This window comes from Pseudanabaena sp. SR411, from assembly GCF_002251945.1.
In the GTDB taxonomy this organism is placed as follows: Bacteria; Cyanobacteriota; Cyanobacteriia; order Pseudanabaenales; family Pseudanabaenaceae; genus Pseudanabaena.
In genome coordinates, this window is the sequence record NZ_NDHW01000155.1 from 1 (window position 1) to 13,692 (window position 13,692).

General features: G+C 41.9%; 13 protein-coding genes and 7 tRNA genes. 12 read left to right on the forward strand and 8 right to left on the reverse strand.

Going from position 1 to position 13,692, the window contains the following annotated elements; translation table 11 throughout:
* Both B9G53_RS15720 and B9G53_RS15725 read right to left on the reverse strand, forming a co-directional pair.
* On the reverse strand, nt 1–756 hold a 756-nt coding region (locus B9G53_RS15720), incomplete at its 3' end, for an IS5 family transposase (RefSeq protein WP_094533962.1).
* 100 nt (nt 757–856) lie between these two features.
* Entirely contained in the window at nt 857–1,258 is a 402-nt protein-coding gene (locus B9G53_RS15725; protein WP_217901603.1) for a hypothetical protein, read from the reverse strand.
* On the opposite strand from B9G53_RS15725, the gene B9G53_RS29105 reads away from it, so the two are divergent.
* From B9G53_RS29105 to B9G53_RS15785, 12 genes are all read left to right on the forward strand, one after another.
* On the forward strand, nt 1,242–1,463 hold the full coding sequence (locus B9G53_RS29105) for a transposase family protein (RefSeq protein WP_369683003.1): 222 nt from the start codon (nt 1,242–1,244) through the stop codon (nt 1,461–1,463). The two genes, B9G53_RS15725 and B9G53_RS29105, sit on opposite strands and share 17 nt — an antisense overlap.
* Nucleotides 1,464–1,910: 447 nt before the next feature.
* Nucleotides 1,911–1,984: transfer RNA gene (locus B9G53_RS15735), tRNA-Phe, on the forward strand.
* A 111-nt stretch (nt 1,985–2,095) separates the two neighbouring features.
* A tRNA-Asn gene (locus B9G53_RS15740) sits at nt 2,096–2,168 on the forward strand.
* A gap of 11 nt (nt 2,169–2,179) precedes the next feature.
* Nucleotides 2,180–2,252 (forward strand) — tRNA-Leu (locus B9G53_RS15745).
* 41 nt (nt 2,253–2,293) lie between these two features.
* Nucleotides 2,294–2,365: transfer RNA gene (locus B9G53_RS15750), tRNA-Pro, on the forward strand.
* 71 nt (nt 2,366–2,436) lie between these two features.
* Nucleotides 2,437–2,513, forward strand: a tRNA-Met gene (locus tag B9G53_RS15755).
* Nucleotides 2,514–2,564: 51 nt separating this feature from the next.
* Nucleotides 2,565–2,637: transfer RNA gene (locus tag B9G53_RS15760), tRNA-Thr, on the forward strand.
* A 149-nt stretch (nt 2,638–2,786) separates the two neighbouring features.
* On the forward strand, nt 2,787–3,257 hold the full coding sequence (locus B9G53_RS15765) for a hypothetical protein (protein ID WP_094533942.1): 471 nt from the start codon (nt 2,787–2,789) through the stop codon (nt 3,255–3,257).
* 40 nt (nt 3,258–3,297) lie between these two features.
* Nucleotides 3,298–3,369: transfer RNA gene (locus B9G53_RS15770), tRNA-Arg, on the forward strand.
* Between the two features lie 150 nt (nt 3,370–3,519).
* Nucleotides 3,520–4,740, forward strand: coding sequence for a DUF4336 domain-containing protein (locus B9G53_RS15775; RefSeq protein ID WP_094533944.1), 1,221 nt, complete (start codon nt 3,520–3,522; stop codon nt 4,738–4,740).
* Nucleotides 4,741–4,956: 216 nt separating this feature from the next.
* A complete protein-coding gene (locus B9G53_RS15780) occupies nt 4,957–6,144 on the forward strand; it encodes a DNA double-strand break repair nuclease NurA (protein ID WP_094533946.1) in 1,188 nt (395 codons plus the stop codon).
* A 133-nt stretch (nt 6,145–6,277) separates the two neighbouring features.
* Nucleotides 6,278–8,671 carry an NAD-binding protein gene (locus tag B9G53_RS15785; protein WP_094533948.1) on the forward strand — a complete coding sequence of 798 codons (2,394 nt, stop codon included), beginning with the start codon at nt 6,278–6,280 and terminating at the stop codon, nt 8,669–8,671.
* A gap of 84 nt (nt 8,672–8,755) precedes the next feature.
* Here the strand turns inward: B9G53_RS15785 and B9G53_RS15790 are convergent, their stop codons facing one another.
* From B9G53_RS15790 to B9G53_RS15815, 6 genes are all read right to left on the reverse strand, one after another.
* Entirely contained in the window at nt 8,756–10,096 is a 1,341-nt protein-coding gene (locus B9G53_RS15790) for an SLC13 family permease (protein WP_094533950.1), read from the reverse strand.
* Nucleotides 10,097–10,298: 202 nt separating this feature from the next.
* Nucleotides 10,299–11,495, reverse strand: a complete 1,197-nt coding sequence (locus tag B9G53_RS15795) for a pentapeptide repeat-containing protein (RefSeq protein ID WP_094533952.1) — start codon at nt 11,493–11,495, stop codon at nt 10,299–10,301.
* 91 nt (nt 11,496–11,586) lie between these two features.
* A complete protein-coding gene (locus B9G53_RS15800; RefSeq protein ID WP_094533954.1) occupies nt 11,587–12,297 on the reverse strand; it encodes a helix-hairpin-helix domain-containing protein in 711 nt (236 codons plus the stop codon).
* A 17-nt stretch (nt 12,298–12,314) separates the two neighbouring features.
* The gene (locus tag B9G53_RS15805; protein WP_094533956.1) at nt 12,315–12,650 is read right to left on the reverse strand and encodes an NINE protein; all 336 of its coding nucleotides are present in this window, start codon (nt 12,648–12,650) and stop codon (nt 12,315–12,317) included.
* Between the two features lie 43 nt (nt 12,651–12,693).
* Nucleotides 12,694–12,906: a hypothetical protein gene (locus B9G53_RS15810; RefSeq protein WP_094533958.1), complete on the reverse strand. Its 213-nt coding sequence runs from the start codon at nt 12,904–12,906 to the stop codon at nt 12,694–12,696.
* Between the two features lie 48 nt (nt 12,907–12,954).
* Nucleotides 12,955–13,542: a Uma2 family endonuclease gene (locus B9G53_RS15815; RefSeq protein WP_094533960.1), complete on the reverse strand. Its 588-nt coding sequence runs from the start codon at nt 13,540–13,542 to the stop codon at nt 12,955–12,957.
* Nucleotides 13,543–13,692 lie beyond the last annotated feature (150 nt).

Below are 13,692 nucleotides of genomic sequence, written 5' to 3' on the forward strand. Positions count from 1 at the left end.
GTCCCGTTTCCATTTTTTGCGCCCATGTTTACGGATATAGCGGAGATTTTGGTCACGGGGATGGGGTGGCGCATTGGTATTGCCATGCTCCCAGATTTTGGCATCTTTGCGCGGAGGAATCACTGCTTTAGCGTCATGTTGGGCAATCTCGTCATAACAATGGCGATGGTCATAGGCTCCATCTGCGGAAACTTGAGCGATTTCAGCATCAATCCCTTCGAGAATATCGGCCAGTACTTCACCATCGTGGCAATCATTCATGGTGACCACCGCAGCCAGAATTTCTCCTGTTGATTCATCGCCTCCAATGTGTAGTTTGCGCCATGTCCGTCTCTTACTAATCCCATGCTGCCGAGTTTTCCATTCCCCTTCACCGTAGACTTTTATTCCTGTCGAATCGACTACTAAATGCACTGACCCCTGTTTGGGGATTACTGGTAATGTCACGCTTAAACTTGCTGTCCGTCTTGATACGGTGCTGTGGTCTGGGACTGGTAAATCTATACCCATCAAGCTAAATAGTGACTCTAACAATCCTTGCGTTTGTCTTCTAGCTTGGTGGTATACCGCTTTGACGGTAATAAATGTCGCTATTGCTATATCGCTATAATCTTTGGATGCTCCCCGTTTCCCACTTAAGGTTTGATTTATCCATCCTTCGATTACTTCTTCGCTAATCCAAAAGGTCAGGCTTCCTCTTTGTCTTAGCCCTGCGTTATACTCTGACCAATTGCGGATCTGATATTTCTGTGTCATTTGCTGGTTTTGCTCTCCTAATCAATACCTAATTTACCCTTCCCTCCCCTTTTTATGCAACAACGCCATTATGAGTTCTTAGTCTCAGCTAGAAGTTGCTCTAATTCTCTAATTCTCTAATTCTAGCTTGCATTGCTTCCACTACAGCTTGTGAATAGCGCACAGGAATATGTTGCGGACAATTCCAATCACAACCCTCGATTTCAAAAATGATCGCCCGTTCTACGGTGGCTGGATAGTCTAGATCTTGAACTTGAGCAAGGATTGCAGGATCGTCTTCAACAATCCTTGCACGAACGAGGATTTTCAAACGGTGGCGATTTCGATAATCCATTAAAAATAGAAATGTTTTGTCATGTTCTGAAAGATTTCCCACCGAGATATACTGCACATTGCCGAGATAATCAGCAAAGCCCAAAGTCTTCTCATTAAAAATCTTTAAAAATCTTTCTATTCCTATGGTTCCTTGCGGAAGTCCTATAGATATGAGTTTTGCTTTCAATCACCCTCAATCTCTCAACAAATGTGACACACCACCAAATGAGTTTGTAAATGTACATTTACCGCATAAGAAGCCAAGAGGTAAAGAGTTAACTGAAGCACAAAAACAGGAGAACCGAGAATTTAGTCGTCAACGAGTGGTCTGTGAACACGCACACGCAGGTATCAAGCGTTGTCGGCCTGTAATAGATGAATCGTGTGACTGATTTTGATGATCGTCTGATGTTGAATACTACTGGATTATAGAACTACTATTTAACCCAAGTTGCTACCTATTTGCTCAAAACATAATTTAAAATAAAATTTGCTAGATTTTTTATGAAAATAACGCTATTTAGGGCTTGTCGAGGCTACTTCTAACGTGTTTTAAAGCAATTTTTGATAGGTAGCAACTTGGGTTATTTAGAGACAGCTTAAAGATACGATAATGACGGAGAACCTATCCACCACTAGCTTTTAGAGGGTGTACAGGTCTATTTTTTTCTTCCTTTGAGAGCGGAATGTGGGTTCAAAGAGCATCAGAATTATTTTGAGAAACTGCTTGACAATTACGTAGTATTACGTATACTACAAGTATACTACAAAGCAATTACAAATGTCTCTGAACCTTGACAACTAAATAATCATCACAAATCCAAAACTGTAAAAAATTACTCTTAGTAGCTCAGTTGGTAGTAGCGCCTGTCTGAAGAACAGGAGGTCGTCAGTTCAATTCTGACCTAAGGGGCTTATCCCATAATCATGTGAAGTGTAACTACACTTCACATGATTGAAATCATTACCTAGTAAGGTTTTGAGGTTTTAATAATAGCAAAGCCATTTTTAAAACGGGGACTATTGCCTTGTAGCTCAGTGGTGGTAGCGATCGCCTGTTAAGCGAGAGGTCGTAGGTTCAATCCCTACCAAGGCAGTTGATTTTTTTGCTCCTGTAGCCCAATGGAAGAGGCGTTCGGCTTAGAACCGAAGCGTTGGAGGTTCGAGTCCTCTCAGGAGTATTGAATAAAAGCAGTACTTTGCACTGCTTTTATTATCTTTTCCAGGTGTGGCGCAGAGGTAGCGCGGCTGCTTTGGGAGCAGAAGGTCATAGGTTCAATCCCTATCACTTGGATACAGTGCTAAGCGCTGAGAGCAATTCAAGAAAAAATTGCAAAGCAATTTTTTCTTGAATTGGAAAAGCTATGCAGGGATGGAGCAAGGGAGGCTCTTGAGACTCATAACCTCAAAATCGGCAGGTTCAACTCCTGCCTCTGCAACCAAATATCACTTAGATTCATCGTGCTTTGCACGATGAATCTAAAAATACTTTTGCTGGTGTAGCTCAACTGGCAGAGCATCTGTCTTGTAAACAGAATGTTACAGGTTCAATTCCTGTCATCAGCTTAAAACCTGTAATGGATTTTTTCTACAGAGAAATCCATTACTTACTAATTCAGGAGAACAATCATGTTGCATTTCGACTTATCCCATTCATTAAAATTTCTGTACTTCATCATCAGCTTTCAGAACTCCGTTATTAGATATTTGAGATTATGAGCGAACATCGCCTCGAAGAGATTGTGATCGAACGTCCGCGTGGTGGCATGAGACAAAGTTCGCGTAGATTAAAAGGTGTGCGAAAGAAACTCGATCGTCTAACCCTTGAAGCTAGCGAAGATGGTTTGCTAAGTCCCTACTTGATCAAAGTAAGACAGAAAACTAAATACTTCTCCGATCATCTAGCTCCATTACGGCGATTTTTGCGATCGCATGTGGGTCAACCTTGGGATCTGGTGTATAGCAAATTATGCGATCGCCTTGACCAAAGAACGGTGACTGGACAGCATGTGGTTACGCATCTTTGGCAGTATGTGGAGCGCTATGTCGAAATCGTCGATGGTAAGCCCTGTCGTAAGCCATATCAACCTCGCTATCTTGGCGATGGCTGTTTTGGCAGAAGATATGACGAATTTTATGTTCATCCTGAAACAGGACTGCTATGTGAAGCAAAGCGCTTGCTTTAAAACATAGAGAGTGGGCTTTGCCCACTCTCTATGTTTATTTGGGAATGTCGCCTAGTGGAAGGGCATCGATCTTCTAAATCGATCTGTGTAGGTTCGAGTCCTACCATTCCTGTTACAAAATAGAGGCGACACGAAGTGTCGCCTCTATTTTATTGTGGTAAAGATCGGATAAACATGATTATTTAATGAAAGTTTGATTGGTGTTAGCGATCGCATTATGATATTTGCACTGTAAATAGTATGCGTACTGAGAGCGAGGTTAATGACCGCCCAAGCAACACATCACAAGTCTGAGCATGAGCCAAGCAGCCCAAAGGACTGGTCGTGGAAATTTTGGCAGGTCGTGCCGCTTTATCCCTATGGTCAGAGACGCACTATTCGTAAAGAAATTGTCAAGGATGCGATCTGGACATTCGAGCAGATTCAGGGAATTTTTTATGTGGTCGTACCGATCAGAATGACGGTAGTGAAGTTGTCGGCTGGTGGACTGCTAGTATATGCCCCCGTCGCCCCGACTCTAGAATGTATTCGCCTCGTTAATGAATTGGTTGCCGAGCATGGCGAGGTTAAATACATCATTTTGCCAACAGTTTCAGGAATTGAGCATAAGGTTTTTGTGGGGCCATTTGCGCGGCAGTTTCCCAAGGCTCACGTTTATGTCTCGCCGCACCAATGGAGCTTCCCATTTAATTTACCACTCAGTTGGTTAGGTATGCCTTGGGGACGTACATCACTGTTACCTGAAGATAGCTCGAAGGTTCCCTTTGCCGATCAGTTTGACTATGCGATTCTTGGCTCAATTGAACTGGGATTAGGTCGGTTTGCAGAGGTCGCGCTATTTGACAAGCGATCGCAGACGCTTTTAGTTACCGATACGATTGTTTCTGTTCCTGAAAAGCCACCAGAAATCTTACAAATCGATCCCTATCCATTGCTATTCCATGCTAGAGATGGTGCGGATGAGCCAATTGTCGATACAGAAGTAAATCGGATTCGTGGTTGGCAAAGAACGGCATTATTTTTGTTCTATTTCCGTCCCCAAGTTTTGGAAACTGTTTCCTTTTTCCAAGCCTTACTAGATATCGCTAAAGCGCCAGAGCGATCGCACAAAGCCTTGTTCGGTCTATACCCTTTTCGCTGGAAATATAACTGGCATCAATCCTTTGAAGCTCTACGCGGTCATGGACGTATTTTCGTCGCGCCAATTCTTCAGGCTCTCATTCTCAATCGCGATCCGCAAACGGTAATTGCGTGGGCGGATAGGGTTGCCAGTTGGAATTTTGTGCGGATTGTTCCTTGCCATTTTGACAATGCGATCGCCGCAACGCCCAACGAGTTTCGTCAAGCCTTTAGTTTTTTAGAGAAGAATCCACAACTATCACATGCTCTCAACCTTCCTGAAGAAGATTTTGCAGTTCTTAATCAAATCAATAATATTTTACAAAGCAATCGCATTATTGTAGAAGCAAAGGAAAAAGTTTAAAAAGATTAGTGATATTGGAGCCTTCTGTGATCGCTTTGGAATTTGAAAAAAGTTGAGGCAAAAATTTGCTCGCCAACAAAATCTAGAACATTATCAGTAATTTTATCCAATCAATCTTTGATAGAAAATGATTACAGGTATTACAGCGCTTTACGATCAAAAATTGCTACATATGGAAGTCTTCAAATCCTTACTAGAAAATTTAGAGAAGTACTTATGCTGGATTTACAGAAGTTGATGGGACAGATGCAGGGCATGTCTGAACAATTGCAGAAAGAGGCTCAGCAGTTGACAGTTAAACTCGATCGCGCGGAAACCATATTTCATCAAGCCACTGTCAATCAAGCCTTGCTCTGCCAACAAAGTCAGCAATTTCGCGATCGCCTCATGTTTAATTGTGCTGAACCAGTAGAACCTTTATTGCAAATTCTAGCAGTCGCCCCTATTACTACACCACACATAGTCTTAGCCACCGATGGTTCCCAAATTGCACCCAGTCGCCATGAGATCGCCTATTGCTATTTGATTAATATTGGGCGAGTAGTGATTTACTATAACTCTGGCATCTATCCATTACTTGATAATATTCCTGAAGTATTTTATAAAACGGAAGATCTCTACAAAGCTCGACAATGGGGAATTCAGACTGAGCAATGGATGACATTGCGGCGTACAGTTGCCGAAAATGTGGCTCTAGCGAATTTAGCTATAGAAACGAGAGCGCAATCTCCCAAGTTGCCAATGCTAGCATTTACTGATGGTGCGTTAGTTCATTGGGAATTTGACGAAGTTCCTGCCGATGCGCGATCGCAACTTTTGCCAGATATTCTCTTAGCATGGGATGCCCTGAAGGCTCAACACATTCCCTTGGCAGGATACATCAGCGCTCCCCGTGCTGCTGAAGCTACAAACTTTTTGCGTTTGCAACTCTGTCCTTTTGAGCAGCCTGATTGCCATACCCATTGTTCGACTAAGCCTCTAGATTCTGCACCTTGTAGTCAAATTCAACCCTTGCGTGATGGCACTTTATGGAGTCGATTGCTGAAGGTAGGCGAATGTAGTCCTCTTTGGAAAAGCCATGCGAGGATTTTGCAGGAATATGGCGAACATCAGATTTATTTTTGCTACCTCCATGTCGGCACAGAAATTGCCAGAATTGAGATGCCAGCTTGGACTGCTCTGGATGTGAACTTGCGATCGCAAGCTTTGCAAATCATTCTCGCGCAAGTGCAGAAAGGCTATGGCTACCCTGTGGCGCTTGCCGAAGCGCATAATCAGGCTGTTGTCACTGGAAGCGATCGTCGCCGCTTTTTTGCAATTCTCGAACAGCAAATGGTGAAATCAGGGTTACGGAATGTGACGACTTCTTATAAGGAGTCCCGCAAGCGGAGCAGCATTGCTTAGCAAGAATGAAAATGGCGGCGCTTCGCGCCGCCATTTTCATTCTTGCTAAAATGTCAAGATAACCTTCTATTAATGTTCGTGGGTTATGATTAAGTTCTTTGCAGATTTATTAGTTTGAAAACGTGAATAAAGAATGCGATCGCTTGCTGTACAGATTAAAAATTGCTTGCTTGACCTAGAAATCAAAGTAAATGTCACAGTCAGACAAAAGCCTCAAGAGTTACATATTTTATTGGAGTCTACTTATTTTGGCGATCGCCAAGTGCTAGTAGAAGCGATCGCCACATGTTGTCATGGCTTTGACCATCATAATTTCAAGACTGCACGAATTTATGCATTCTGGTTTGGGCAGCCCTTACCACAATGGATCGAAACCATAGAGTTTGATCAAGATCATCTAGCCATAAACAACAAAGAAAAAGAAACTTCAAAGCCAACTACCAATTCAGGAACTAATCTAAACGCAGAGAGTGAAAGTGTATGCGATCGCTTTATTGTCTGTGGCTTAGGCAGTCTAGGACAGCATTCTGTCTTTAACTTAAAGAAATTTGCCTATCGCGAATATGAAGTAAAAATTTGTGCGATCGATAAAGTCCATCCAGAAATTATGGAGTTTGATAACTTCTCAGAATTCCTTGATCAATCCATAATTTTAGGAGATTGTCGGCGCTCTGAAATCCTAATCAAAGCAGGAATCGACAACTGTCGAGCGATATTGCTAGTCACCAGTAATGAGAATGTGAACATTGAAACCGCGATCGCCGCCCGTCGTCTCAATCCCAATGTGCATATTGTCGTTCGCTCCTCCCGTCAAAATCTTAATCAGTTACTTAAAGATCAATTAGGAAACTTTGTTGCCCTTGATCCTGTAGATCTCCCTGCCGCTTCCTTTGCCGTGGCAGGATTAGGCGGAGGGACATTAGGATTATTTCAACTAGGCGATCGCAAATTAAGGGTAGTGGAACGTTTAGTAGAACCAAATGACTATCGTTTTTTGAGAACGCCTGCCTATCTCCTACATAAAAAATATTCTCGCCTGTTGAGTGTCACTGACCATAACTCCGATCGCCTCTTCTTTCAATGGGAACCTGATACAATTATCCATGTTGACGATCGAGTAGCCTTCATTGAATTTGTGGAAAATGATTTCTCCACGCCTAGCCGACTTGCTCAACTAACTGATTTTCCTTCTATTCATCCCAGTTCTTCAGCTTTGCAAAGAATTGATCAACTGCTGCTCAAAATTACAGGTTCCGCATTTTGGAAGTCGAAATGGCATCAGATTAGCTCTTGGTTTCAAGCGGTGCGATCGCGTCGTCTCATTCTATGGGGCGTGATAACTGCAATTACCCTATGGGGAATTAGCTCAGTAGTTTTATTCTTTAATGTGCCGAATATTTCATGGCAAAAGGCTGTTTCGGCAAGCATGATCTTGTTGTTAGGAGGATTTGGGGATGTATTTGGAGGACTGAGCGAAGACCAAGTACCTTTGTGGGTGGTGATATTTTGCTTATCCATTACCTTGATCAGTCTACTATTTGTTTTAGGTGTAGTCGGATTGATTGCCGATAGCATTCTCAGTTCCAAATTTGAGTTTTTTAAGCGATCGCTACCTATTCCCAGACGCGATCATATTATCCTGATTGGATTTGGTCGGCTGGGTCAGAGAATTGCGGATCTTCTATTCAAGTTACAACTTCCCTTTGTGATCGTTAGTGAAAATCCCCACGACTGTGATCTGGCGGACAAAGTACCTTGGTTCACAGGCAACATTATCGAAGAGCTATCAAAAACAAATCTGGCTACAGCCAAGAGTATTCTCTCGGTCACCGACGATCAAATGCTCAATCTCGAAACTGCTTTACTAGCCCGTGATGCAGCCAAAAGAATTAATCGCCAAATGAATCTTGCTATTCGTACTTATGATCGCTATTTCAGTGAAAACCTAGCGGAACTTCTGCCCAGTTCTCAATCTTTTTGTGCCTATGCCTTATCCGCCGAAGCCTTTGCAGGAGCAGCATTTGGGGAAAATATGTTAAGTCTATTTCGCCTCAATCAGCGCACAGTTTTGGTCGCGGAATATATCATTTCTGAGAATGATACATTAATAGGCAAAAATCTTTCGCAAATTGCCTATGGTTATATCGTTGTGCCAGTTTATCTAAAAACTAGCGCTCCTAAAGCTGATGGGCATAGTGAGTTCTATATGCCATCCGATGATGAGGTGATGAAAGTAGGTGATCGCCTGACACTATTAGCTTCAATTTCAGGACTGAGACGCATTGAACTGGGTAACCTCCATTTACCAAAACGTTGGCAGTTACGCGCTAAACCACCCCTCAATTCCAGTGTCTTGCTGGATGCGGGCAATAAGCTTAAAAATATTTCAGGTTGCGATCTGGAGATTGCGCGGCGCTTTATGCAAAGTCTCCCTGCGGCGATCGAGTTACCAATGTATGACACGCAGGCTTATCGCCTAGGACAATCTCTCATGCGATTACTCCCAATTAAAATCTATCCTTTATAGCGAATTTGATTTTGCCGTAGGCAAAATCAAATTCGCTATAAAGAAAGGCGGCGCGAAGCGCCGCCTTTCTTTATTTGGACTTCATCAAAAAATCAAAAATCGCAAGGTGACATAGAGCGCCGCAACTACAAGTTGCAAAATCATTACAGGAATGCCATAACGCAAAAATGTCTTAAATGATATTCTCCGCCCATGCTGCTCAGCAACACCTGCGGCGACAATATTTGCCGAAGCTCCTACTAAAGTTCCATTTCCGCCAAGGGTTGCGCCGTACATCATCGCGTAAAACAGAGGCAACACGATCGCTGGTAGTTGTCCTGCAAAATCGGGAGAGATAATCTCCGAACTAGCTAAACCGACGTTAACCACATATTGCTTGAGTAAGGGAACCATCGCCACCACGAGGGGAATATTCGGGACAACACTGGAAATTAATCCTACAAAAAAGATCAGACTAATCGAACCAAAGGCAATATTTTTTCCTAAAATTACTCCCAAAAATCCTGACATACTGCCAATTACCCCTGTTTTTTCCAGTCCCCCAATCAGCACAAAAATACACATAAAGAAAATTAAAGTACTCCAATCCACATCCCTCAAAATATGCTGCACAGTGTCAATTTTGCTATGGTGCGCTAGCATCAACGCAAGGGCAGATCCTAGTAAGGCTATGGTTGCTGGAGGTACAGGAATTGGTAATGATTCACCAATTACAAAAAATAGCAGTACAAAAGCAGTGATGATTGCACCAACGATCAGAGTACGGGGGTGATTGATCGTAGGATGAGGAAGACGCTCAAGATTTTCTAACTTTTTGTTCCAAATTTTGCGAAATAGAAATGGCAGTATGGCAACAATCACGCCAACAGCAAGCGCCCCACCGAGACTAAGTTTGAGTAAATAATCGACAAAACTCATATTGATCGCATCACCGACAATATAAGTTGCGGGATCACCAACAATTGTTAATAATCCTGAGCTATTTGCCACAAACACCATCAAAATTAACAATGGTACAAAATCCACCCCAATTTCCTCAGCCATAGGCGGAATGAGTGGTGCTAGTAACATTACAGTTGTGGCATTAGGGAGAACTGCACAGATTGGGGTAGTAATGGCAACTATGCCCAATAACAAGCGATCGCCCCTTCCTTTAGCCAAGATCACCATTTGCGTGGCAAGATACTCAAAGACTTTAGTAGGTTGAAAGGCGCGTACCATGACCATCACGCCGAAGAAAAGCCCTAATGTGCCATGACTCTTGCCAATGTATCCAAGGGCTTCAGGCATGGTCATCACGTTAGCAACGATCAGGATTAAAGCGCCTAAGAATGCGGCGATCGTAAAATGTAGCCACTCAGTAATCAGTAGAAAAATTACACTGATAAAGGTAACCAGCGACACTATTGCTTGCCAAGTTGCCATTCTATTTATTCAATCTGTATAAAATATAGCTGTCAGTAAAGTTAGGTCATAAGTCCTAGAAAGTAAAGGCGGCGATATACGCCGCCTTTACTTTCTAGGACTTATGTATTCCAGAGAAATTTTAAAAAAGCTTGCTTTGCAAGCTTTTTTAAAATTTCTCTGGTTTTCAAGAAAGCGCAAAACGCTGTACTTTCTGGTTATGCTACAAGAAAGTTGCGATGACTTGAGGAGACACAGTTACAAAAGAATTATTTTGTAACAGATCGGTTAATGCTTGACTTGGCAAATTAATCGCCTCTAATAATCGTTCACTAAAAGCAAGATTATTTTTAGCTTGATAGCGAATTTCTAATTTGAGGATGGCTAGGCGATCGCTTTCCGATGCATCAACATAGCGTTGTAAATATTGCTCAGAAAGCTGTTCAAAAATCTGATGTAGTTCTTCAATGAGAATGTGTTCTTGTAAAACCTCAGAGCCATGCTTCTCTAATTCGGAACCTTGATTTATTTTGCTCACTAATTTGACAAAATCACCTTGAGCAAATTTTGCCTTGGGATTAAATGGGCGGCGATCGCTATATTTTCTGAGAATATAATCAGGCAAGCTTCTAAGAAGATGCTTTAAATAGATAGAATCACAGATCACCTCATCTAACTTGGTATCGCGATCAATAATCCATTCCTCAATACATGCCTCTGTGAGATTTGCGGAACTAAAGTTAGTGCCTAAAGCCTGCGATCGAAATAGATCAGCACCCTCAAGACTTGCATTAGAGAGATTAGCCTTACTAAGATTTACGGCAAATAATTTTGCCTTCTGCAAATTCGCACCACTGAGATTTGCCTCAAAAAGATTTGCAAAATCCAAATTTGCTTCACTGAGATTCGCACCACTGAGATTTGCTTCTTTGAGATTGGTCTGGTTGACATTCACAAAAGGAATTGTGTTTCCAGACAAGATTGCCTGAATATTTTTTGCTTTGACAAATTCTGGTATACCGAGACTGAGATTGGCTTTGTGTAAATTAGCATTGATCAGATTCGCATTACTTAGATTAGCTTCGCAAAGAAGTACTTCGGTCAAATCTGCATTCTGAAGCGATGCATTTTGAAGTTCAGCACCACTCAGCGAGGCACTGCTCAGATTCGCCGCATTAAGATTTGCACCACTCAACTTTGTGCCAAATAAAGTTGCTTCACTGAGATTAGCATTGCTGAGATTAACTTCGCTAAGGTTAGAACCACTGAGATTAGCTTTACGCAGATTCGCGCCACTGAGATCAGCTTTCTCTAAGTTGGCTCCAGCCGCACTAAATCTGTGACCTTTCTCACCATGACTCTCTAACCATAGTTGATGCTTGGCTAAATTCTCTTTTAAAGATGTTCTAAAAATCAACATAGATAAGCCTCTAACAATTAGGAGCAGAATAAGGAACCAAATTTTTTTGTGGCGAAGCCTCACAACAAAAAAATTTGGTTTCTTATTCTATTTAAGTAAGTTGGCGATATGAACTAAAGGGAATGCCAGTACGTTTTTTGATATCCATAATCGATTTAAATTCACCACGTCGTTGTCGCTCCTCAGTGATCGCGATCGCTACGTTTAGTTCCATACCGATCGCCATCAATTCATCAACAGTCATGGAGTTAACTCGCTTCCATGAATAACTTGTCTCTTGGCGATAGTCATAGCCAAAGGTTACCATTGGCGCGATTTTTTGCAGAGTTGCGTTAGGAATTTCGAGAATGTCGTGCAGTTCTTCGAGACTAGTGAAAATATGCCCTTCAGCCCTTAATGAGTCAATATCATTGGCGTAGACAATCGGTAATCCTAAAACGTTAACTAAGTCATTCTTAGAGCAGCCATTAAACTCAATCTTGGGACGAGTAGCAGCGATCGCCTTAAATAGTTTTTCATCTTCAGGCAATGCTAAATGCTTTGGATAAGTCTTGGTTAAATATTCACGCTTCAACGCAAAGGCTGTCGCAATTTGGGCAAACCAAACAATTGTCGCAAAGCCAGAAAGATATGGGGAAGAGTAGAAAACAATTCCAGCAGTGACAAAGCCTGCACCGATACCAATCCAAATATTAGAGCCAGACTTTACACCAGCATAGGCGATCGCGCCACCACCCAATGCTGGTACAAAAGACCACCAAACCCATGATGGTGTTTGATCAAACCATGAAGGTTGAGACATAATTCTAAATATTTTTTCTAAATATTTTTAAGTAGCTTTTTTCGTTTTTCTTCGTACTCTTCAGCCGTGATTATACCGTCATCATAAAGTTTTTTGAGATCGCCCAGTGCTGCGGTAGAGTCTCTAACCGAGGCTGTGGCTTGATTTATCACACCGTTAAACCTACGGTTAAATTCAATATCAGACATTAACAACAACATAATAAACTCGATAAACGCAGCAAGTGAGGGGATGCCTGTCCAGAAAAACAGTAGGTAAATTAATCCCCAACCAGATTGTCCTAGATAAAATTTGTGCGCTCCAAATGCTCCCAGAAAGAAACACCAAAGAATTGCACTAGTTCTAGTCCTCATTACTCGCTACCTCTTAAAACTTTGTTAATGTGTAACTACAGGCTTATCTTACAGGCTTGGAAATCTTCTTAGCTAGTAAATATACTATGAGGATTCCCAATTTTGCCTCTAGTAAAACTATGGAAATTTGCAGATAAGGATGCATATCGGGATTGGCGTTAAGGGCAAACACAGCTAGCCCCACAAGAGCCAAGGGTAAAAATCTCAAGTTTTTGACTATGGGTTTCACGCTCAAATGTTTAAAACCAGATATCATTGCTTTTTCTCTGCACGAGCGATTTCTAAGATCATGCCCTATTTACATTTAAAACTCAACACCTCGATAGATTTCGGCGATCGCTAGTTCAATATTCATCGACTCCAGCAAAATTGACTGATCTACACCATCAAAATCTCTGTATGTCCAGACTTGTGCTTGCTTACTATAGCGTTCCACAAAAATTTTGTTTTGGCGAATTAAGAGATATTCACAGAAACTCGGAATAGACCGATACATCCGAAACTTATCTGTGCGATCGTATTCTTCGGTTGATGGCGAAAGCACTTCTACAATTAGAACTGGATTTAAAACTTCATCCTCGCGGCGGGACGCATCCCCTTGGGACTCGCCGTTAAATTGTAAAGCCCCATCAAAAACCATTGCATCAGGATATACGCCACGCCGATAATCAGGAATCCATAGCCGTAAATCATTGTTAATTGCTTCAAAGTTCGTATTTTGCAGCTTATTATCCAGAAGATTGAGTATATTTCGACTAATACGGCTATGTTTAACAGTACCACCAGTCATTGTAACAATTTCTCCATCGTGGTATTCACATTTTTCTTCGGAGGTATCGGCGATCGTGCGATATTCATCGAGACTATAACGACGTTGAATGGTGGCAATCATTGGAGTTGTAACTGAAAGACAACATTGATATTCTAGCGTCACAGTATAAAACCCAAAAGAGAGTTGCCGCGCTCCGCGCGGCAACTCTCTTTTGGGTTTTATACTGTGACGCTATACCAACACTTTTGTGAATTTAAAAACAAACCCAGT